The organism is Spiroplasma endosymbiont of Notiophilus biguttatus (genome assembly GCF_964030985.1).
Taxonomy (GTDB): domain Bacteria; phylum Bacillota_I; class Bacilli_A; order Mycoplasmatales; family VBWQ01; genus Spiroplasma_E; species Spiroplasma_E ixodetis_A.
The window spans coordinates 253,488-277,687 of sequence record NZ_OZ034993.1; the positions used below are offsets into that span (position 1 = coordinate 253,488).

At 26.7% G+C, this 24,200-nt stretch carries 16 protein-coding genes and 1 pseudogene; 10 read left to right on the plus strand and 7 right to left on the minus strand.

From position 1 onward, the window contains the following. Positions 1 to 47: 47 nt before the first annotated feature. The 4 genes from AAHM85_RS01530 to AAHM85_RS01545 all read left to right on the plus strand — a co-directional run bounded on the left by AAHM85_RS01530 (position 48) and on the right by AAHM85_RS01545 (position 8,441). The gene (locus tag AAHM85_RS01530) at positions 48 to 3,758 is read left to right on the plus strand and encodes a DNA-directed RNA polymerase subunit beta (protein ID WP_342260723.1); all 3,711 of its coding nucleotides are present in this window, start codon (positions 48 to 50) and stop codon (positions 3,756 to 3,758) included. 24 nt (positions 3,759 to 3,782) lie between these two features. Beyond that, positions 3,783 to 7,535 (plus strand): DNA-directed RNA polymerase subunit beta', encoded by a 3,753-nt coding sequence (gene rpoC, locus AAHM85_RS01535; protein ID WP_342261685.1) that lies wholly within the window; start codon positions 3,783 to 3,785, stop codon positions 7,533 to 7,535. A 71-nt stretch (positions 7,536 to 7,606) separates the two neighbouring features. Beyond that, complete coding sequence (locus AAHM85_RS01540) at positions 7,607 to 8,095, plus strand: hypothetical protein (protein WP_342260724.1); 489 nt, start codon at positions 7,607 to 7,609, stop codon at positions 8,093 to 8,095. Next, entirely contained in the window at positions 8,079 to 8,441 is a 363-nt protein-coding gene (locus AAHM85_RS01545) for a transposase (RefSeq protein ID WP_342260725.1), read from the plus strand. Before AAHM85_RS01540 ends, AAHM85_RS01545 begins: the two co-directional genes overlap by 17 nt. Positions 8,442 to 8,730: 289 nt before the next feature. On the opposite strand, the gene AAHM85_RS01550 is transcribed toward AAHM85_RS01545, so the two are convergent. The 7 genes and pseudogenes from AAHM85_RS01550 to nusA form a co-directional block, all read right to left on the minus strand. Next, on the minus strand, positions 8,731 to 10,011 hold the full coding sequence (locus AAHM85_RS01550; RefSeq protein ID WP_342260726.1) for an IS3 family transposase: 1,281 nt from the start codon (positions 10,009 to 10,011) through the stop codon (positions 8,731 to 8,733). An 82-nt stretch (positions 10,012 to 10,093) separates the two neighbouring features. Next, complete coding sequence (alaS, locus tag AAHM85_RS01555) at positions 10,094 to 12,820, minus strand: alanine--tRNA ligase (RefSeq protein ID WP_342260727.1); 2,727 nt, start codon at positions 12,818 to 12,820, stop codon at positions 10,094 to 10,096. Between the two features lie 356 nt (positions 12,821 to 13,176). Next, positions 13,177 to 13,965, minus strand: a pseudogene (locus AAHM85_RS01560) (IS5 family transposase). Positions 13,966 to 14,214: 249 nt separating this feature from the next. Continuing rightward, positions 14,215 to 14,571, minus strand: a complete 357-nt coding sequence (gene rbfA / locus AAHM85_RS01565; RefSeq protein WP_342260728.1) for a 30S ribosome-binding factor RbfA — start codon at positions 14,569 to 14,571, stop codon at positions 14,215 to 14,217. A gap of 1 nt (position 14,572) precedes the next feature. Further along, positions 14,573 to 16,408: a translation initiation factor IF-2 gene (gene infB, locus AAHM85_RS01570; RefSeq protein ID WP_342260729.1), complete on the minus strand. Its 1,836-nt coding sequence runs from the start codon at positions 16,406 to 16,408 to the stop codon at positions 14,573 to 14,575. A gap of 21 nt (positions 16,409 to 16,429) precedes the next feature. Next, positions 16,430 to 16,720 (minus strand): RNase P modulator RnpM, encoded by a 291-nt coding sequence (rnpM, locus tag AAHM85_RS01575; RefSeq protein ID WP_338957115.1) that lies wholly within the window; start codon positions 16,718 to 16,720, stop codon positions 16,430 to 16,432. An 18-nt stretch (positions 16,721 to 16,738) separates the two neighbouring features. After that, positions 16,739 to 17,914 carry a transcription termination factor NusA gene (nusA, locus tag AAHM85_RS01580; protein ID WP_342260730.1) on the minus strand — a complete coding sequence of 392 codons (1,176 nt, stop codon included), beginning with the start codon at positions 17,912 to 17,914 and terminating at the stop codon, positions 16,739 to 16,741. Between the two features lie 958 nt (positions 17,915 to 18,872). Here nusA and AAHM85_RS01585 point away from each other — a divergent pair. The 6 genes from AAHM85_RS01585 (at position 18,873) to AAHM85_RS01610 (ending at position 24,188) form a co-directional block, all read left to right on the plus strand. Further along, entirely contained in the window at positions 18,873 to 19,556 is a 684-nt protein-coding gene (locus AAHM85_RS01585) for an IS1595 family transposase (RefSeq protein WP_342260731.1), read from the plus strand. 474 nt (positions 19,557 to 20,030) lie between these two features. Further along, on the plus strand, positions 20,031 to 20,918 hold the full coding sequence (locus AAHM85_RS01590; protein WP_342260732.1) for a hypothetical protein: 888 nt from the start codon (positions 20,031 to 20,033) through the stop codon (positions 20,916 to 20,918). Between the two features lie 188 nt (positions 20,919 to 21,106). Then, positions 21,107 to 21,475, plus strand: a complete 369-nt coding sequence (locus tag AAHM85_RS01595) for a hypothetical protein (RefSeq protein WP_342260733.1) — start codon at positions 21,107 to 21,109, stop codon at positions 21,473 to 21,475. Between the two features lie 746 nt (positions 21,476 to 22,221). Further along, positions 22,222 to 22,470 carry a hypothetical protein gene (locus AAHM85_RS01600; protein WP_342260734.1) on the plus strand — a complete coding sequence of 83 codons (249 nt, stop codon included), beginning with the start codon at positions 22,222 to 22,224 and terminating at the stop codon, positions 22,468 to 22,470. 135 nt (positions 22,471 to 22,605) lie between these two features. Beyond that, positions 22,606 to 23,148 carry a ribosome-recycling factor gene (locus tag AAHM85_RS01605; protein WP_342260735.1) on the plus strand — a complete coding sequence of 181 codons (543 nt, stop codon included), beginning with the start codon at positions 22,606 to 22,608 and terminating at the stop codon, positions 23,146 to 23,148. A gap of 26 nt (positions 23,149 to 23,174) precedes the next feature. After that, positions 23,175 to 24,188, plus strand: a complete 1,014-nt coding sequence (locus AAHM85_RS01610) for a phosphatidate cytidylyltransferase (protein WP_342260736.1) — start codon at positions 23,175 to 23,177, stop codon at positions 24,186 to 24,188. Positions 24,189 to 24,200: the final 12 nt, after the last annotated feature.

Consider the following 24,200-nt stretch of genomic DNA (forward strand, 5'->3'; position numbering starts at 1 on the left):
ATCAAATTATTTGATTTTAATAAATTTTTAAAATTGGAGATGAACCAATGTCATATACTACAAAACAATTTGGTCATTATGCTAAAAGACGTGACTATACTAAAGTATCAGGAAATTTAGATCTTCCTGATTTAATTTCAATTCAACGTGATACTTATAAATGATTTATTGATACAGGAATACAAGAAGTATTTAATGAAATATTTCCAGTAACTGATAATGATAATCGTATTATTTTATCATTGATTGATTGAGAATTTCGTAAACCAAGAAGAACATTAAAAGAAGCAAAAGATGAGTCAAAAACTTATGAAGCACCAATCTATACAAAATTATCTTTATCAATTCATGAAAATAATCGTCATTTAACTATTGCTGCTAAAGATAATATTTTAGATTATTTAATGCGTTGGATTAAAGACCAATTTGGTATTAAAAACATTAATGAACCAAAAGTTAGCGATAATATATATTATTTTGAAGAAAAAAATGTTCATGCTAATAGTGAATTTTCAACTATTGAAGTTACTATTAAAAATAGAGAAGAAGATGTTTTAATTGTTGATTATACATTAACTCGTGAAGGAGATGTATTTTTAGGTGATTTTCCATTAATGACACAAAAAGGAACATTTATTATTAATGGAAGTGAAAAGGTTGTTGTTTCACAATTAGTTCGTTCACCAGGTGCATATTTTAAAATTGAAATTGATCCAAAAACCGGATTATATAAATTTTTAGGTGATTTAATTCCATCACGTGGAACTTGACTAGAATTTGAAACTGATTCTAAACGTAATAAATTAGTTCGTAATAAAAATGCAATTAAAGATATTATTCAAGTTAAAATTGAAAAATCACGTAAAATTGCAGTAACCACTTTACTTACTGCCTTGGGATTAACTAAAGAAGATGTTATTAATATCATTGGTAAAGATGATGTTTTATTAAATACTTATGAATATGATGAACATCAAAATTGACCAGCAGCAGTACAAGAAATTTATAAGAAAATTAAAGCTGGAGAAACTGCCAGTGTTGATGGTGCTACAAAATTTTTAACTGGATTATTATTTGATTCAAAAAAATATGATTTAACAAAAGCAGGAAGATATAAGTTAATTCAAAAATTAGCTATTACAGATCGTGTTTTAAATTACACTTTGGCTGAAGATATTAAAGATATTAGAGGTAATGTTGTTTTATCCAAAAAAACAGTAATTGGTAAATCACAATTAGAAATTCTAAAAACAGTATTAGAAGAAGGAGCATGTTTAGTACCTTTAAAAACATCAATCAGTGATAGTGAACCAAAACATTATGTGCAGTTAATTAAAGTTTATAATGATAAAGAAAGATTAAATGAAGTTATTAATGTTGTTGGAATTAATCCTAAATGTAAAGAAGTAATTATTACTATTGCTGATATTTTAGCAACCCTTTCTTATATTTTAAATTTTGTTCATGATATTGGTAATGCTGATGATATTGATCACTTAGCAAATCGTCGTATTCGTACAATTGGTGAATTATTACAAAACCAATTTCGTATTGGAATGGGACGTATTGAAAAAAATGTTAAAGAAAAAATGTCAACTACTGATAGTGATAAAATGAAACCAGCAAATATTACAAATAATAAACCATTAACAGCTGTTATTGGTGAGTTTTTTAACTTATCACAATTATCACAATTTATGGATCAAACTAATCCATTAGCAGAATTGGCTAATAAAAGACGTTTAACTGCTTTAGGACCTGGTGGATTGTCACGTGATCGTGCTAGTTTAGAAGTTCGTGATGTTCACTATTCTCACTATGGAAGAATTTGTCCAATTGAAACTCCTGAAGGACCTAATATTGGTTTAATCAATAATTTAGCCACTTATGCTCGTATTAATGAATACGGTTTTATTGAAACACCTTACCGTCAAGTAATTGCAGGTAAAATTACTAATAAAATTAAATATTTAACTGCTGGTGAAGAAAAGAGTTATATCATTGCACAAGCTAATATTGAATTAGATGCTAATAATGTTATTAAAAATAATAATGTTATTGCTCGTAGTAATGGTCAAAATATTATTGTTGGACCAAATGAAGTTGAATATATTGATGTTTCACCAAAACAAATTGTTTCAATAGCTACAAGTTGTATTCCCTTTTTAGAAAATGATGATGCTAACCGTGCTTTAATGGGTGCTAATATGCAACGTCAAGCAATTCCATTATTAAAACCACAAACACCAATTGTTGGTACCGGTGTTGAGTATGCTGTTGCTCGTGACTCAGGATTAGCTATTGTTGCTAATTTACCAGGAGTTGTACAATATGTTGATTCTCATGAGATTATTATTAAATCAGAAGATGAAATAACAACTTATGAATTAAGTCGTTTTGAACGTAGTAATCAAGGAACAGCAGTAACTCATGTGCCATTAGTAAAAGTTGGTGATAAAGTTGAAGTTAATCAAATTTTAGCAGATGGACCTTCGATGAAAGATGGTGAACTTGCATTAGGGCAAAATGTAATTATTGCTTTCATGACTTGACATGGTTATAACTATGAAGATGCTATTATTATTAGTGAACGTTTAGTAAAAGATGATGTTTATACTTCAATGCATATTGAAGAATATAATTTAGAATGTCGAAAAACAAAACAAGGTAAAGAAGAAATTACACGTGAAATCCCTAATACTTCTGAACAATCAAGACGTTATCTTGATGATGAAGGAATTGTTTTAATTGGAACTGAAGTTAAAGAAGGAGATATTCTTGTTGGTAAAGTTACACCAAAAGGTCAAACACAATCAACTGCTGAAGAAAAATTATTAGCTGCTATTTTTGGTGAAAAATCACGTAATGTTAAAGATAATTCATTACGAGTACCAAATGGTGGTGCTGGAATTGTTCAAGGTATCAAACGTTATAAACGTGAAGATGGTTTTGATTTACCTTCAGAAGTAGAAGAAGTAGTTAAAGTATTTATTGTACAAAAACGTAAAATCCGAGAAGGAGATAAAATGGCTGGAAGACATGGAAATAAAGGTGTTATTTCTAAAGTTTTACCAATTGAAGATATGCCTTTCCTAGAAGATGGAACACCAGTTGATATTATGTTAAATCCATTAGGAGTACCATCACGGATGAATATTGGACAAATTCTTGAATTACACTTAGGAATGGCTGCTAAAACTTTAGGAATTAAAGTAGCAACACCTGTTTTTGATGGTGCAAAAAATCAAGACTTGTTAGATATTATGAAAGAAGCAAAATATAATGACTTTGATAAATTAACATTATATGATGGTTTAACTGGTGAAAAGTTTGCCAAGAAAATTTCTGTTGGTGTTATGTATATGCTAAAACTATCACACATGGTAGATGATAAATTACATGCTCGTAATGTTGGCCCATATTCATTAATTACTCAACAACCATTAGGAGGTAAGGCACAAAATGGTGGACAAAGATTTGGAGAAATGGAAGTTTGAGCATTAGAAGCTTATGGTGCTGCTCATACTTTACAAGAAATTCTAACTATTAAATCTGATGATATTAAAGGTAGAATTAAAACTTATGAAGCAATTCTACGTAATAAACAAATTCCAACGCCAGGTATCCCTGAATCATTTAATGTTTTAACAAAAGAACTACAAGGTTTAGGAATAAATATTGTGTTAATTGACGAAAAAGGTCAAGAACAAAAAGTGGTAACTTACGATGAAGAAGTCGAAAGCTATCTTGAGGATTAGAAAAGGAGTAATAAATATATGCAAATGCAAAAAAATTCAAAACATTATACTGCCCTTAAAATTTCTCTTGCTTCTCCCGATCAAATTCGCTCATGATCACATGGAGAAATTACAAAGCCAGAAACAATCAATTATAAGTCATTAAAACCTGAAAAAGATGGATTATTTGATGCACGAATATTTGGACCAACTAAAAATTATGAATGTACTTGTGGTAAATATAAGAAAATAAAAAATAAAGGTAAAGTTTGTGAACGCTGTTTAGTAGAAATTACTGAAGCAATTGTTCGACGTGAACGTTTAGGACACATTGAGTTAGAAGAGCCAGTAACTCATATTTGAATGTTAAAGGCTTCTCCTTCAAGAATTGCGTTAGCATTAGATATGAAAGCTAAAGACTTAGAAGAAGTAGCATACTTTGTTTCTTATATTGTTTTAGATCCAGGGACCGCTAAAGGTTTAAAACAAAAAATGATTATGGATTTAGGTAATGCTAAATCTTCAACTGATACTCGTAATCGTTTACGTAAAGTATTTCCACAAATTTTAGAACAATTAGAACCTTCTTCTTTTGCTTATACTCGTGCTCAAATGTTAACTGATACTTTAGCAGATACTTCACGTCCATTTTCAATGGATGAATGTGCTCAATTTATTACTAAACATACTGGAACAAAATTTGGAATTGGTGCTTCAGCTATTGAGTATTTATTAAAAAATATTAATTTAGAAAAAGAATTTCTTGCCATTAAAAAACAATTGACAAACAAGAAATCACAAACTGATCGTAGAAAATTAGAACGTCGTTTAGATGTTATTGATTCATTTGCTAAATCAGGAAATAAACCAGAATGAATGGTATTACATGCTATTCCTGTGATTCCGCCTGATATTCGTCCAATTATTCAATTAGATGGTGGACGTTTTACAACATCAGAAATTAACGATTTATATCGAAGAATTATTATTCGTAATGAACGTTTAAAAAAAGTAAAACAAATGGGAGCACCAATCTTAATTATTAATAATGAAAAAAGAATGTTGCAAGAATCAGTTGATGCTTTATTTGATAATGAACGTAAAGCACGTCCAGTAACAGGAAGAGATAAACGTCCATTAAAATCTTTAACTTCAACATTAAAAGGAAAACAAGGACGTTTCCGTCAAAACTTATTAGGTAAGCGTGTTGATTATTCAGGTCGAAGTGTTATTGCTGTTGGTCCAGAATTAAAAATGTATCAATGTGGTATTCCTCGTGATATGGCAATTATTTTGTTTAAACCTTTTGTTGTGCAAAGATTAGTTCATCAAGAATTAGCCTTAAATATTAAAATTGCTGAAAAATTAATTGAAATTCAAGATGAACGAATTTGGGATGTTTTAGAAGAAGTAATTAAAGATCGTCCTGTCTTATTAAACCGTGCTCCAACTTTACACCGTTTAGGAATTCAAGCATTTGAACCAATTCTAGTTAAAGGGAAAGCTATCCGTTTACATCCACTAGTAACTCCTGCTTTTAATGCTGACTTTGATGGTGACCAAATGGCTGTTCACGTGCCAATTACCCAAGAAGCAGTAGCTGAAGCAAGAAGTTTAATGTTAGGTTCAAAAAATATTTTAAGTCCTAAAGATGGTAAACCAATTGTTACGCCAACTCAAGATATGGTTCTTGGTAATTATTATTTAACTATTGAAAAATTAGATGAATTAGGTCAAGGTTCAATTTTTAAAGATGTTAATGAAGCAATTAAAGCTTATGATACAAAACAAGTTTCATTACATGCTATTATTGGAATCCGTGTTGCTAGTTTAGGTGCAAGTAAATTTGCTGCTACCGATCAAAATAAATTTTTAATTACTACTATTGGTAAGATTATTTTTAATCAAATGTTTTCAGAAAGAATGCCATTTATTAATCGCCCAAATATTATTAATTTAACTGAAACTCATAATGAAGATTTAGTTGCAACTGATGTTGATTTTCGTGAATTTATTAAAAAGAGAGTTATTGTTGAACCATTTAAGAAAAAAGCTTTAGCAGATATTATTCATAAATATTTTAAAACTTTTGGGACTCAATTAACTGCACAAATGTTAGATAAAATGAAAAATCTTGGTTTTAAATTTTCAACAATTTCAGGAACAACAATTTCTGCAGGCGATGTTGTGTCTTATTCAGGTAAAACAAGATTATTTAAAGAAGCAGATGAATATGTTAAAACAATTAACAAGTTTTATAAACAAGGTATGTTAACTAATCGTGAGCGTCATTACCATATTATTAATAAATGAAGTAGTATTAAAAATAATATTCAAGTTGAACTAGAAACAGTTTTAAGAAAAGATATTGAAAATCCAATCTTTATGATGTGAGATTCAGGTGCTAGAACTAATATTAGTAACTTTACTCAATTAGTAGGGATGCGTGGTTTAATGAATAATCCAAAAGGAGAAGTTATTGAATTACCAATTAAATCTTCATTCCGTGAAGGATTAAATGTTTCAGAGTTCTTTATTTCTACCCATGGTGCTCGTAAAGGAATGGCAGATATGGCGCTTAAAACTTCTGACTCAGGTTATTTAACAAGAAGACTAGTTGACGTTTCACAAGATATTATTGTTACTGAAGAAGATTGTAATACCGGTAATGGCTTTATAATTAGTGACGTTGTTGACCAAAAACGTAATAATATTATTGTGCCGCTACGTGACCGTTTATTTGGACGTTTTGTTCAAGGTGATGTTGTTGATAGTAAAAATAATGTAATTGTTGCAAATAACGAATTAATTACTGAAAAATTAGTAGAAACAATATTAGAGGCAAAAATTACAAAAATAAATATTCGTTCAGTTTTAACTTGTGAAGCAAGTTATGGTGTTTGTCAAAAATGTTATGGTATTAATTTAACAACAGGTTCTATTGTTGCTATTGGTGAAGCAGTTGGAATTATTGCAGCGCAATCAATTGGTGAACCAGGAACTCAACTAACGATGAGAACTTTCCATACTGGAGGAGTTGCTGGTGGTAGTGATATTACCCAAGGATTACCAAGAATTAAAGAATTATTAGATATTACTAATCCCAAAGGTGCTGTTGCTATTATTAGTGAGTTTGATGGTAAAGTAACAGATATTCGTGAAGAGCAAGGAATTTATACAATTACTGTAAAATCAAAACTTGACTATAAAGAATACAAAACTCAATATAATGCGCAGGTAAGAATTAAAATTGGTGATAATGTTAAGATTGGACAAAAACTAACTGAAGGTGCAATTAATATTACACAATTACTAGAAGTAGCAGGAATCATTGAAGTTCAACAATATATTTTAAAAGAAGTACAACGTGTTTATCGTTTACAAGGAATTGAAATTTCTGATAAGTATATTGAAATTATTGTAAAAAAAATGTTGAATCGTATTTTTGTAGTTGAAGGTAATGATTCACCATTATTGCCTGGAGCGATTGTTGATATCAAAGAATTTAAGAATGTTAATGCCAAAATTATTGTTGCTGGTAAAAAACCTGCTTTTGGTCATCCAATTATTTTAGGGATTAAAAAAGCACCATTAGAATCAGAATCATTCTTGGCTGCTGCTTCTTTCCAAGATACAACAAGAGTATTAACTAATGCTGTTATTAAGTCAAAACAAGATAATTTACGTGGTTTAAAGGAAAATGTTATTTTAGGAAACTTGATACCGGCTGGTACTGGTTTAATGTCAACTGAGAAGTTAATAGGTATGGGTAATTCTTCACTTGAAGAAGAATACTAAATTAAAATAAAAAGTGAGAATTTTATTCTCACTTTTTAAATATTTATACGCACTTCTCCCCCCATGTACTTGTGGAAGGAACAATGAAACTGAATGAGTTCAATAATGCTTTTCAAAATGAACAGCAATGTCTTGCATATATAGCAAATTTGAAAGAAAACAAATGCATTAGGTGTTCTAGTTTTAATTTGAATACTTCTGATTTAAAAAGAATAAGATGTTTGAAATGTAATCAAACATTTAGTATTCTCACGGGTACCATATTTTCAAGGTCACAAACATCTTTAAGATCATGATTTTACCTCATCTTTAGATTAATAAACACCAAACATGGGATTCCGCCAACTGATGTTTCAAAAGAATTGGGAGTGACCTTAAAAACAGCATGGAGAATGGGTCATAAAATTAGAACACGTATTGCAAAACAAGAACCTCAATTTATTGCTGAAGGCACAATGCAAATTGATGAAATGTATCTTTCACATATGGCTTTTAAAAAACAAGGAAGATCCTTGAAAAATAAAACATTGATTGTTGGCATTTATGAAAAAAACAACTAATAATTTAATTGTGAAAGTATTGAAAAATGCAAAGAGTAAAAGTCTTTTGAATTTTGCAAGAAGCCACATTTCTTTAAAATGTCATGTATATACTGATGATTGAAAAGGATATTGCGATTTCAAATTGGTTTTTCCAAAACATAAAACAGTTAACCATCAAGATGGTTATGTTTCAAAAACTGGTGTAAATACCAATCAAATTGAATCAGTTTGAAAACATATAAGAAGAACATTTAAAACACATATCAAAGTTGCAAAATATCATGTTTATTTATATGCCAAAGAAGCTGCATATAAATTCAACAAGATACCTAGTTTTGAAATTGTAATGCTGTGTTTAATTTAAAAATGTGGGGAGAAGTCCGTAGATACGCTTTTCTCAGCATTTATGTGATAAAATTAAAAAATAGTACATAAAGGGAGAAAAGCCAAAAATAAATTCACATAATAAATTAGGATTTTTTTTATATCATATACCAATACTAGTTAATCAAGCATTTCTTATTTGTTGATTATTCATTATCAAATTCTCCATTTTTTATATCACATTCTGCACATCTAACTCTCATGTTTTTATTCATACTACACTTCAAAATTTTCTATAATTTCTTCTTCTTTTTCTAATTCGGCATTGGTTAGATAAGTTTACTTTCTTGTCTTCAAATCTGTACAAATTGATTTGGAGGCATTTTCAATCTAATAACTATTCTATCATTGTTTCAATATCTAACAAATTTTTCTAATATTTTATTAAAACTTTCCATACTTTCAAAAGTGCTACCAAACATCATTTTAAAATCTCTTTTAATTCAACGATTTAAACATTCACTAACTTGATTACCTTTAAAACCTGATAGACTTTTTGAATGAATTAGATTAGTACTTGTATTAAAAACTTTACTAACAATTTCGCTTGTATTAGCAAAACCTAAATCTGATTGAATAGTCGTAAAATTACATTGTTTAGCACTCGCTAATTCTATTTGATTAACCACATTTAACACAGTTTTGGCATTTTCACTTTTGTTTATTTTTCAGCCAACAATTGAATTACTGTACATATCAGTAGCAAAAACAACTAATAATTTTGTTTTTTTATCACCAATAATTATATTTTTAAATCATGTGCCATCCATACCAACTTTTTCAAGAAAGTTATTACTTGAAAAATTACGTTTTAATAAATCTTTATTATTTTTTAAATCACTATTTTCTACTACTCTATTTGTTGATTTAGGTTCTAATAATAATTTAATATTATTATCTTTTAATATTTGTTTTATGCTTGTTTTACTGCATTTAAGACCTTTATTTTTTATTTTTAACTCTAATCTTACTTTTTCAAAACTAGTGATATTAATGTACTTTTTTTCATTTTTAATGAGAACTATTTTGTTTATTGCTTGTATCAAATTATCATTAATTTTTGATTGATATTGCTTTTTACCTTTTTTTACTCATAAATAGTATGCTGTTTTGCTAATAGCTATGTAAACAATAATTTTATTTAATTGATGACCTTTTTGCTTATATTTTTCTACTATTAAAAAACACTTATATTTTAATAATTTACTATTTTTTCCCCTTGTTAATTTCTTTTCACAGGCTAATTGCTCCTTTAAAAGTTCTTTTTCAACCTCATCTTTTAAAGCTTGTTTTCTAAGTTTATCAATTTCTTTGTTTAATAGTTTAATTTCAATATCTTTCTTATCGATCCTGTGAGAAGTTTGGGATTTAGAAATTTTGGTGAATGCATTTTCACCTTTAATTTGATATTGGTTAACCCAATTATAAATTAATACTGGAGTTGATAATTTATATTTGACTTGAATTTCATGTATTTTTAGTTTTTTATCAACTAAATACTCATTAACAACGGCTAATTTTGTTTCTTTTGAATAAACTTTATAATTCATAATTTCTCCTTCTGTATTAATTATTTTTAATTATATTACAGATTGAAAATATTAATTGGTAAACTTAAGTGACTGATGCCGTTTAATATATAATTTTATTAATTTCTTTTTCTGTAATAAACTTATCAATCTTCCCTTGCGCTAAGATTGGGCTACCGCCACCCTTACCATTATATATTTTTAATATTTTTTGTAAAATATTATTACTTTGATACTGTTTATTATTATGTAATTCTTTACTTGAAGCAACTAATACTAAATATTCTTGATTGTTAATTTTATTAATAAAAATAATAATAATATTTTGATATTGATTACGATAATGTTCAACTATTTCTCTTAATGTTTTAATATCTAAATTTTCAAAATTTGCAATTAATAGTTTATAATTATTTTCATTTTTAGGAACTAAAGTTAAATATTTTTTCACTATCTTCTGACGATTTAATTCTTCAAAATTAATTTGTCATTTTTTAAATAAACCATGTAATTCTAGTAATAACATTTTTCCCTTTCTTCAATCAGCAGCTACCACTTTTAAATTATTAATAGCATCATATATTTTTTCAATTTCTTCCTCTTGCATACAATTATCTTTATTTTTTTGATATTGAATAAATAAATTATTGCTTTGTTCTTTAATCATCATTATTTGTTGTGTTAAGTATTCATTAATAGTTTTTAATGATGTTAAAGCATGAATTCGATAAGAACCAGATCCTTTTGATTCAACATTAGTTATTAATAATTGTTCTACTTCTTGCGAGTTATAACAATGAGTGCCTCCACAAAGTTCAATTGAAAAATCACCAAACTTAATTACTCGAACTTTTTCTTCATATTTTTCACCAAAAAAAGCTAAAGCTCCAATTTTTATTGCTTCTTCATATGTACAATAAATAATTTCACAAGGATATTTACCTTTAATTCATTTACTGATTTGTTGTTCTATGGTTATAATTTGTTCTAAAGTTAACATTTCATAATGACTAAAATCTAATCGTAAATATTGATAATTATTAAAACTTCCAGATTGTATAACATGTAAACCTAATAATTTTCTTAAAGCAGCATGTAATAAATGAGTTCCTGAATGATTTTTTCTTGTATAGAAACGATGTGAACTATTAATTTGTGCTTCAACAATTTCTGTTTGCGTTAATTCACCTTTTACTTCCACTTGATGAATATGCTGTTTTTGTGGTCCTTGTTGTACATCAATAACAGAGGCCGTTCCATTTTCTCCTTTGATAATGCCATCATCAGCTGCTTGCCCCCCCCCTTCTGCATAAAAAGGAGTTTCATTTAAAATTAAATAACCTTTTTCATTTTTTAAAACTTTTACCTCATGCTCTGATTTAAACATAAAAACAATATTTGTATTTATTTGTTCTTTATCATAACCAATAAAGGTTGAAGGAACTTTTAAATTAGTTAGTAATGAAGATTGAATTGTTAAAGCTTGATGATTGATTCTTACTTTTCTTGTATTATCTTTACTGTTATCCAATAATTTTTGAAAACCTTTTAAATCAACAGTAGCATTCTCTTCATTTGCAATCTCTAATGTTAATTCAATAGGATAACCATAGGTATCAAATAATTTAAAAGCCGCAGTTGCATCTACTTTTTTATTATCTCTAATAACTTGTAATAACAATTGTTTTCCTGTTATCAATGTTGTTCAAAATTTTAATTCTTCGCTTTTAATAATATTAGTTATTAAATCGACTTTTTCATGTAATTCTTGATAATGTTGACCCATAACTTTGATAATAATTGAAACTAACTTAAACAAAAATGGTTCATTAATATTAAGTTTTTGTCCATATACAACAGCTCTTCTAATCAATCTTCGTAATACATAACCACGATCTTTATTACTAGGAAAAACACCATCACTAATTGCAAAAACTAAACAACGAATATGATCAGCAATAATTTTAAATGCAGTATTAATAGTTTTTTGTTTAATCTCTTGTGTAAAATAATTATTAATATCATAACGAAAATTTGTTAATTTTTCACATTCATGAATAATATTTTGAAATAAATCAGTATCAAAATTAGTTGGTACATCTTGTAAAATTGCTACTAGTCTTTCTAATCCTGCACCAGTATCAATATTTTTTCTTGGTAAATCAGTATAATTATTTTTGCCATCATTGTTAAATTGTGAAAAAACAATATTTCAAATTTCAATATAACGATCATTTTCAATATCATCTTTTAATAATTTAATACCAATATTTTCAGAATCATATTTAATACCACGATCATAATAAATTTCAGTATTAGGACCACAAGGACCTTGACCCATATCTCAAAAGTTAGTAGATCTTGTACCTTTAATAATACGTTCTTTCGGTAATTTAATAATATTTAATCATAAATTATATGTTTCTTCATCTTCATTAAAAAATGTTACATATAATAAATTAGCATCTAAATTTAATCACTTTTTACTAGTTAAAAATTCTCATCCTCAAATAATAGCTTCTTTTTTAAAATAATCACCAATTGAAAAATTACCTAACATTTCAAAAAAAGTTTGATGTCTTGCTGTAATACCAATATTTTCAATATCATTAGTTCTAATTGCTTTTTGTGAATTTGCTAATCTTTTAGCAATTGGAGTTTGTTGTCCATCAAAATATGGTTTTAATGTAGCAACTCCAGAATTAATCCACAATAGTGAAGGATCGTCATTTGGAACAAGTGATGCACTTGCTAAAATATGATGATCATAAGTTTTAAAAAAATTTAATCAAGTTGTTCTAACTTTATCTGTTGTTCATTTTATTGACATAATAATTTCTCCTCAAAATAATAAAAATTCCTATCAAAATAGGAACGTTTTTTAACGCGGTACCATCCTAATTCACTTACAAAGTAAATGCGCTTAATTAATGATTAAAATTGTTAAATTAGGAGCTTCTAATTAATAATGGTTAAGTGCTTACACTATTCACTCTCGCTGAAAACTAATTATTATTAATAATACTTATCTAATTTAGATTAATATAAATATTAACTTTAATCTTAATATTAACCATAAATATTAGTTATTACAAGCAAAAAGATAAAATTATGAAATATTTTTATAAATTAGAAAGAAAAAATATTAATTATTAACTTTATATAATAAAAATTATAAGAACCTGTTTAGAATCTTTTTAATAAAATTGAAATAAAGGAAAGAACAACCATTTGTAAACTAGTATTTAATTTTCTTTCACAATTTTTTCATAATCTTCTACATTTTTCTAATCAAGCAAAACTTCGCTCTACAACTCATCTTTTTGGTAATACTACAAAAGAATGTAATTCATTACGTTTTGCAACTTCAACATTCGCATTTATAATTGTTTTGATTGCAGAAGCAAATTTTTCACCAGTATAACCAGCATCTACTATTATTTTTTGAACTGTAGAAAGATTTTCTTTTTCATTTTGAATCATTATTATAGCACTATTACGATCTGTTTTTTCTGCTGTAGTTACGTAAATTGCATGTGGTAAACCTTGAGAATCAACAGCAATATGACGTTTTATTCCTGAAATCTTTTTACCAGCATCATAACCTTTGTTTTTAGTAGTATCTGTATTTTAACACTTTGTGAATCAATTATACAAAAACTGGTTTTTTCTTTTCGATGATTATTGATACGAACTTTTCTAACTAATTTTTTTTAAAATTAATTGTCATATGCTACGTTCTTTACCATTATTTTTACTTCAAATTTGAAAATAATAATATACAGTTTGTCATTTTGGAAAATTTTTTGGTAACATTTTTCATTGACAACCACTTTTTAATACATATAAAACTGCACAAAATACTTCATATAAATCTAAATTTCTTGGTTTTGTTTTCTTTTTGACATTTTCTAAAATTAATCTTATGTTCTCAAATTGTTCTTTAGTGACATGACTTGGATAATTTTTATGCATATATACCTCTTATTTTAAAATATATAATAATTTTACCTTATTCTCTAAAAGATTCTAAACAGGTTCTAATCAAATAGATGTTGTTTCTTTTATAAAATCACTAATAATTGATCCACAAGCATAACCATCGGCACCACCACTGGGAGCGGATATAAACCCAATTGCCGAATTCCAGTAGCGGCTGTTCCTAAAGAAAATAAAAAAACCTAATTAAAGGTTTTAATAAGTATATGTTATAACTATTTTTTATTAATTAGATGAATTATTATTTTTGATATTTTTTAATATTTCTTCAATGTTTTTAACTCTAGTGTTGGTATTATCATATTTAAAGCGTAATTCTGGGACTTTATATTTATTACTTGTTTTAGCGAGTGCGCTTCGACAAAAACCTTTCGCTTTTTCTAGAGCATTACTAATGCTTTTAATATCTAAATTATCTAAGTAAACCGTTCAATAAATGGTAGCATAACTATTATCTTTTGTTATTTTTACATTAGTAATAGTGATATCTTTGAAAAGAATATTTTTTGATTCTTTTTTTAATATATTAGTAATTTCTTTTTTTAAGAAACTTTCTTGTTGTTCAAATTTAATGATAGACATCCTATTTTATCTCCACTTCTTCCACTAAATATGATTCAATAATATCATTTTCTTTTAAGTCATTAAAATTTTTAATAGTAATACCACATTGAGTTTCTTTTTTAGCAATTTTTAAATCATTTTTTTCATGTTTTAAACCACTGATTTCGCCTTTATAAATAACAACATCATCACGAATGATATGAACTTTGCTGTTACGTTGAATGAAGCCATTAATGACAACACAACCAGCAATTGTTCCTATTTTTGAAAAATGAAAAGTTTTAATAACTCGTGCTTGACCAAGAATTTTATCTTCATAAGTTGGTTCTAATAAGCCTTTAGCAGCCAATTCTAATTCTTCAGTTATTTTATAAATGATATTATGTAATCTAATTTCAACACCAGCATTGTTAGCAGCTTCACGAATAACATGATTGGGACGAACATTGAAACCATAAATAATACTTCCTGAAGTTTGAGCAAGTTTAATATCTGATTCACTAATACCACCAATAGTTGCTCTAATAAACTTAACAGTAATATCATTAACATTAATTTTATTTACTGCTTGAACGATTGCTTGCACTGAACCTTGAGTATCTGCTCGTAAAATAACATTAATTTGTTTTAATTCACCTGTAGCAACATCTTGTGTTAAATTACCTAAACTAATTTGTCGATTATTTCTAATTTTATTTGTTTCTTCTGTTTGTCGTACTAGTGCTACTTTTCTTGCTATTTTATCATCATTAAAAACAATAAAAGATTCACCCGGAGTAGGGGCTGTTTCAAATCCTAAAACTTGAACAGGCATTGAAGGTCCAGCTTTAGTAATCATTTTACCAGTATCATTAATAAGACGTTTAATTTTACCTTTAACACTACCCGCAACTACAATATCAGTAACTTTTAGTGTTCCACCTTGTACTAACAAAGTACAAATTGAACCAACATTTTTATCATGATGAGATTCGATAACAGTTCCATTAGCAAAACGATTTGGATTAGCATTTAGTTCTTTTAATTCAGCAATTACTAATATTGCTTCTAATAATTCATCAATTCCTTGATTTTTTAAAGCACTACCATAAACGAAAATAGTATCGCCACCTCATTCTTCACTAGTTAAATCACAATTAGCTAGTTCATTCATAATGCGATCAGTATTAACATTCGGTTTATCCATTTTATTAACAAAAACAATAATTGAAACACCAGCTACTTTTGCATGGTCAATTGCTTCACGAGTTTGTGGCATCACACCATCATCACCAGCAACTACTAGAACAACAATATCAGTAATTTTAGAACCACGTGAACGCATTTCAGTAAATGCTTCGTGACCTGGAGTATCAATAAAAGTAATTAATTTATTATTAGTTTTAATTTGATAAGCACCAATATGTTGAGTAATACCACCGTGTTCTTGATTAGTAACTTTAGAATTACGAATAGTATCTAATAGTGTTGTTTTTCCATGATCAACATGGCCCATAATTGTCACAACAGGTGGTCGAGTTACTAAATTTTTTTTATCATCTTCGACATTAATATTTTCTAATAAGTTTTCATATGTTACCACTTTAGCTTTTTCAAAATCGATATTTCATTCCAAACAAAGTTCAAGCATTAATTCTTGAGTTAATATTTGATTTTGATTAAATAGTTTGCCTTGTTTCATGAAGTATTTAATAATGTCAGTTACTGGATGATTCAATGCTTTAGCAAATTCTGAAATAGTTAATGGTTCGTTATATAAGAATACTCCTTTTTCATTAATTTGAGATGTTTTTTGTTTTAGTTGTTGATTAATATTTTGTGTTTGTTGAGATATTCGTTTTTTTGCCATTTGCATCCCGCCTTTCGCTTGGGAAAATTAATCTCAATTTTTTTTAATTTCATTAATTAATTGTTCATAAAATTCATTTGGAATTTTTGTTTTTAATGCTCGTTCTAATGCTTTGTTTTTGATAAGCAAAGGTATTAATTCAAGTTTTGGTTGGATGTAGGCACCGCGACCATTTTGTTTGCCAGTTTTATCAATGAATAATTGTCCTTCTTTATTAATAACAATTCTAATTAATTCACGTTTAGGTAAAATAGTATTTGTAACTATACATTTACGCATTGGTATTTTTTTACGTTGAATTAAAGGTATTTTATTCATAACGATCTACTTTATTGTTTATTGATTTTTATTTTTTCATTCTGTTTTTTTTAATAATTCAGATATAAACTTTTCGTATTCACTTTCTTTAATATTAGCATTTCAAGTAAATTTAATGTTATTTTCATTTGCTTGTTCTAATGAAGTAATATTAATATTTCAGTGAGTTACACCGGCAACTAATTTAGCAGCCATACCATTTTTACCAATAGCTAATGATAATTGTTCAGTAGGAACAATAATATTTGCTTGTTTTTCTTCTTCATTGATATCAATTGAAATAACTTTAGCTGGTGTTAAAGCGTTAATTATATATTCTTTTATATTAGGATTTCAGGCAATGATATCAATTTTTTCACCACTTAATTCTTGCGTAATTAGTTTTGTTCTTTCGCCTTTTGGACCAATACATGCACCAATACCATCAATGCTTGGATCATGACTAACGATTGCAACCTTAGCTCTAATTCCAGGAATACGAGCAATATCTTTAACTTCGATTACACCTTGTGCGATTTCAGGAACTTCTAATTCTAGTAAACAACGTAAAAAATTAACATGAGTTCTTGATGCTAAAATTTGACCATAGTTTTTGTTTTTAATAATATCTTCAACATAAAATTTGATGTAAGTGTTATTAGCTATTGGTTTATTTTTTGGTAAGATCTCACTAGGGATTTGATTTTGTTTTGGTAAGAAAGCATAGGCTCTACCAATTTTAATTAACATATAAGTTTCTTCAACGCTTTCAATAGTACCAATTAATATGTGTTCTTTTTTATCAATAAATTCATCATAAATTGATGTTTTTTCTGCTTCACGAATTGATTGTTTAACTACTTGAATAGCTTTAAAAATTGATAAACGAGAGAATTGATCACTAGGAATTATTTGCGTATATGTATCACCAATTGTTAAGCCAGGATTCTTTGTTTTAATAGTTGAAAGTGCAATTTCTAATTCAGGATCTTCAACTTTTGGAACAACAATTAAATCCTTTAAAATTTTAATAGTACCTTTATTTTGATCAATTTCAATTCTGATATTTGTACTATCATCACGATGACTTTGATATTCATATGCTTTTTTTAGTCCTTCTTTTAAAGCTTCAATGATATCTTCTTTTGCTATTTGTTTTTCTTCAGCAATTTCATTTATGGCATTTAAAATGATTTGACTAATTTCTTTATCCACTTTTTCTCCTCCTTGTTTTTATAAACATTGTTGTTGTTTATTATTTAATAGTATTTGAAATAGATTTATTTCAAAATGAAAATATACTTAAATCAAAAAAAATATATTACACTAGAAATAATAAAGACAGCTGGTAGCTGTCTTGCTATAATTCTAATTCATTATACAATATTAGTAATTTGAAAACAATATAAATTTATTAAATGATAGAGTTTTATTATGGTAGATTATATTGTAAAAATATCTTTCATTATATTAATGGTAATTTTCAAGTTTTAAATTGATTAAATATAATTATTTATATAGTAGTAATTGTTTTTGTTCTATTATCATTGAAAGATATAACGTTCATTTTTCTTTGTTTTGAATATAATATTTTTTATCTTTAGATACATATTTGTTTATATTTTTTGAATTTTATCCATAAATAATTCTAATTAATTACCAAATTTAAGATTTGAGTTATTTCTAATAAAATTTATTTCTTTTTTATTAAAGTTTTCCATAATGTATTAATTTATTATTATTTGATATGTTTGTATTATTATGTGGAGAAAATTTTCCAAATGAACTAATTTCAATTCCTTCTAATATAGAACCTATATTTTTTATTTCTTCATTAAATTGTTTATGAAATAAATTTATTTTTTGATTTTGTTCTTGCTCAGATTCTTTAGTTATTTTTTTATTGCTTTAAAAATTTCTTTTAGTTCCATTTATTATTTTTTCCTTTTCATCATTTTTTGATTTCTTTTTTCTGTTTGTAAAATAAAATTATAATATTAAACGGACTTCTCCCCACATGTACTTGTGGAGGGAACAATGAAACTGAATGAGTTCAACAATGCTTTTCAAACTGAATAGCAATGTCTTGCATATATAGCAAATTTGAAAGAAAACAAATGTATTAGGTGTTCTAGTTTTAATTTGAACTTCTGATTTAAAAAGAATAAGATGTTTGAAATGTAATCAAACATTTAGTATTCTCACGGGTACCATATTTTCAAGGTCACAAACATCTTTAAGATCATGATTTTACTTCATCTTTAGATGAATAAACACCAAACATGGAATTCCATCAACTGATGTTTCAAAAGAATTGGGAGTGACCTTAAAAACAGCATGGAGAATGGGTCATAAAATTAGAACACGTATTGCAAAACAAGAACCTCAATTTATTGTTGAAGGCACAGTGCAAATTGATGAAATGTATCTTTCACATATGGCTTTTAAAAAACAAGGAAGATCCTTGAAAAATAAAACATTGATTGTTGGCATTTATGAAAAAACAACTAATAATTTAATTGTGAAAGTATTGAAAAATGCAAAGAGTAAAAGTCTTTTGAATTTTGCAAGAAGCCACATTTCTTCAAAATGTCATGTACATACTGATGATTGAAAAGGATATTGCGATTTCAAATTGGTTTTCCCAAAACATAAAACAGTTAACCATCAAGATGGTTATGTTTCAAAAACTGGTGTAAATACCAATCAAATTGAATCAGTTTGAAAACATATAAGAAGAACATTTAAAACACATATCAAAGTTGCAAAACATCATGTTTATTTATATCCCAAAGAAGCTGCATATAAATTCAACAAGATACCTAGTTTTGAAATTGTAATGCTGTGTTTAATTTAAAAATGTGGGGAGAAGTCCGTAGATACGCTTTTCTCAGCATTTATGTCATAAAATTAAAAAATAGTACATAAAGGGAGAAAAGCGATATTAAAAACTATCAATTAGCAGAAGTTAACTAATTGAAGATTAATTTGTATAGATGAATACTTTAAATTCATTATGAATATCGTTAAACTATTACCTTTTTTATCTTAATTTTTAAATATAAAAAACCTGAAAAAATTTTCAGGTTTTTTATATTATATTACTCAATAATCTTGGAAGTACTGTAGAGTATATAAAAAATAATAAGAATGTTCAGTTAATGAACAATTTAATCCTAACATTTTTGAAATTATTTTCTTTAAAAAAACAAAATAACACTTAATTAATGAAAAATATTATAAAAAGAATACCAAATAAAAAAGAATGTATAATTAAGAGCAGAAAATAGTTTATATTTTTCAGAAAAATTATCTAAGGGGGAAAAACAATATGAGAAACATGAAAACATTACTACGACTAATGGGTGCTGCTGCTTTAACAACAGTTGCAGCAAGTTCAGTTGTTGCATGTGGAACTCAAACAAAAGCGCCAGCATTAGATGGCAAATATGCAACATTACTAGGATGATATGATGCAGATAATAAAACAAGTAAAATAGCACAAGAATTAAAAAAGGATGATACTGCTGGTAAAGAAAAATATTCAATTGAAGCTGTTGCTACATTGATTACTGCAACTAATTTTAAAAATGTTTTATTAACAGAAGGTACTGCTCCTGATACTGGTAAATTTAAAGCAAAAGATGCTGATGCTGCAGCCTTTTTAAAAGACTTAGGATTTACATCTGGTAGCACTAGTGCTTTTTATAAAGCTGAAGAAGTTACATCTATTACTGCTTTATCTGCAACAGTTGAAAGTACTGAATCAGGTAAAATTGAAGCAAATACTGGAAAAAATGATTTTAATGTTGCTGCTGGTACTTGTCAAATTAACATTATGGATAAGGCAACCGGAGATGATCCCAAATCTGTAAAAAAATATACTATTGATACTGTAAAAAAGGATAAATTAGATGTTCCTGCTGCAGTAGCAGCAATTGTTGAAAAGGGCAATTTAGCATTAACTCCTGCAAACAATTTTAAAAAAGATGTAAAGGTTCTTACATCTTTACCTTGAGCTGATGGAAAGACTAAAGAAAAAAATCTATATGATTCTTTAGTTAAGTTAATTGGTGATCAAAAATTAGTTTGATCTACTACTGCTGATGGAGATGCTATAAACAAGTATCCTAATGATATTACTACTGATGTATTTTTAAGAGTAATATTTGGTGAAGTAAAGGTAGTAAGTTTTAAAGTTGACAAAATGCCCGCTTAATCATTAAATATTTTAAAAGATTGCAATTGCAATCTTTTTTAATTTATATTCTTTTTTATCATTTAAAAAATACTACTAATAGTAATTAAAATTATAAAAATAGTTTTAATTTAAGAAGAATATATAATAAACAGCAGAAAATAATTTATATTTCTTAGAAAATTATCTAAAAGGGGAGAAAATACTATATGAAAAATATAAAAACATTATTACGATTAATGGCTGCTACTGCTTTAACTACAACTGCAGCAAGTTCAATTGTTGCCTGTGCTTTTGAAACAAAAGCACCAATATTAAATGGTAAATATGAAAAATTATTAGGCTGATATAGTGATGAAAATACAAGTTTAATTAATCAAGAATTAAAGAAGGATGATACTACTGGTAAAAAGAAGTATTCAATTGAGGCTGATGACACAAAAATTATGATGACTAATTTTAAAAACAGTTTATTAAAAGTAAACGAAATTAGAAATCCAAATCAAGCAAAAGATGCTGATGCTGCAGCATTTTTGAAAGAATTAGGAATTACAAGTGGTAGTGAAAACGAAGAATAAGAATATTCGCCTGCTGATGTTAAAAAAATTAGTACCTTATCTGCAAAAGTTACCAGTACTGAATCAGGTAAAACTGAAGAAAATGATACAGGAACTGATTTTAAAGTTCTTGCTGGTACTTGTCAAATTGATATTATAAACAAAGATGATGATAGTGTAGTAAAATCTTATACTATCAATACTGCTAAAATGATGGATTAAATATTTCAAAGATAGTTATTACTGAACTTATTAGTGATAAAAATGGTTTAAAATTAACTGCTGCTCAAGGATTTAAACAAGGTGAGTCTGTTGCTGATTTTAAAGTAGTAATAAATTCAGAAAGTAAACAAAAACAATTTGATTCTCTAGTTCAACTATTAAATACAAATGTTAGTACCCAGTTCCGTGCTAGCGTTGCTGTTGGTCCATTAGTAACAGGAAATTTAGAAATTTAAAAGTTTATTTAGCAGTATATTTTGGTGATGTTCTTCTTTTACCTAGAATAGATTGTGGTATACCACCAACTGTTTAAATCATTAAATATTTTAAAAAATATAATGACAGTTTTTGTTAATTATCATATTTTTTTTGTTACTATTAATTTCAAATGTCTAATTATTAATAATTAGACATTTGAAATTAATAGTAATTAAAGTGATAACTTAATAAGTTAAAAAACTAAACTTTAAATGAGGACACAATTCTATCTTTCAATTTTATGAAGTGATATTATTAATTATAAGAATTAAAGAAGGAGAAAAAATATGTTAAAAGCAGGAAGTATATTAATATTTATTGTTTTTATTTTAGAATCAATATTTATAATTCCTTTATTATGAACAATACCTGGTTTTATTTTATACAAAAAAGTAAGTAAAGGTGAAGCAACTACCGATCAAAAAATTGCTTTAGCAATATTAGGAATTATCTTTGGTGCTGCATTAGGTATTATTGGTGGTATTTTTATATTAGTTAATTTAAACAATGATGAAAATAAAATTCAAAGATATTAATAAAAAACATCATTAATTAATGATGTTTTTTATTTTTTTAAATAGTTTTCCATTGGTTTTAGTAAAAATTATTATATAATTTTTATAGTTTGATTTAAAAACAATTTAAAATTATTAACTAGGAGGAAAACAAATATGGAAGTTATTATTTTAGAAGCCACAAATTTCATGAATGAAATAATTTTACGTTATAAAAATGAAATTAACAAAATTCGCACAGGAAGAGCTAATCCTAATATCTTAGAAGGAGTTAATGTTAGATGTTATGGTGGTGTTGATAATTTAAGTAATGTTGCCCAAATTAAAGTAGCAGAAGCACATCAATTATTAATTAAACCATATGATCGTAGTTTAATTAAAGACATTACAGAAGCTGTTACGAAAGCCGATTTGAAATTACAAATTAAAACCGAAACAGAGCATATACGTTTAATTTTTCCACAATTAACAGAAGATGTTCGTAAATCTTTAGTTAAAGATTTGAGTAAAAAAACTGAAGAATATAAAGTTAAAATCCGTAATTGTCGACGTGATGCTGTTCAAAATCTGAAAAAAATAAAATTACCAGAAGATCAAGAAAAACATGCAGAAACTACAATTCAAGATTTAACTGATAGTAAAATTAAAGAACTTGTATTAATAGAAAACAATAAAAAAACCGATTTAATGAAAATTTAGCAATAAATAGTTAGGGGTTAAATATTGTGAAAAAAAAGATAATAAATAAAGAAAATATAAAATCTAAAGTTTCTTTTTTTGCAAAACTTAGTAATTTTTTTAGAACCTATCGAAATCGTATTCTTACAAGCTTTATGTTAATTGCTTGTGGCGTATTATGAATGTTTATTGGGGCAGTTTATTTAGAACCAATTTTTGGTAATAAACCACAGTGATCAACCTATACATTTATGATAATTAATACTTTTATTTTTATTAGTTGTTTATGAGAAATTATTAATTTAAGAAAACAATCAAATTGATCAGTTGTACTTAAAATTTCTATAATTTTAACAGGAGTCATACTTTTATGAGTTCCACTTGGTAAGGAAACTTTTGGCCCATATATTTATAATCATTATTGATTTGAAACTTGAATGACTTTATTAATTTTATTATTTTTCATTTGTATTTTTATTTTAATTGCTTGACGAAGTAAAAATTTTCAATTAAATGATGTTGTTTTTATTTTTACTTGAATTATTTATTTAGTATTTGTTGTTAAAGCTGTTAATTTTTTAATGTTATCAGAAATTAAACTTTCAAAACTAGGATGACCAACATTATTGTTTTTATTCATTATTGTTATGTCTAATGATGTTGGTGCTTTTATTGGTGGTATAATTTATGGTAAAACAAAAATGGCACCAAGTATATCACCAAATAAAACTTGAGAAGGTGCTATTACTGGTTTAATAACAGCAATTATTTTAAGTATGATAACAGTAACTATTTTTTTAGAAACAAGTAATTATAATCCATTACCTTTTTTAGAAGTTAATAGTAAAGCACCAATCTATATTGCTTATCTTGCTACTAGTTTTATTCTTTCAATTGCTAGTCAAATGGGTGATTTATTATTTTCAAATTTGAAACGTAATTATCATGTTAAGGATTTTTCAAATATTCTACCTGGACATGGAGGATTATTAGATCGTTTAGATTCATTTTCAACAGTAGTTATTTTTGGTTCTCTAATTATTCTAGCAGCTATTGCTTAATATATAAAATTT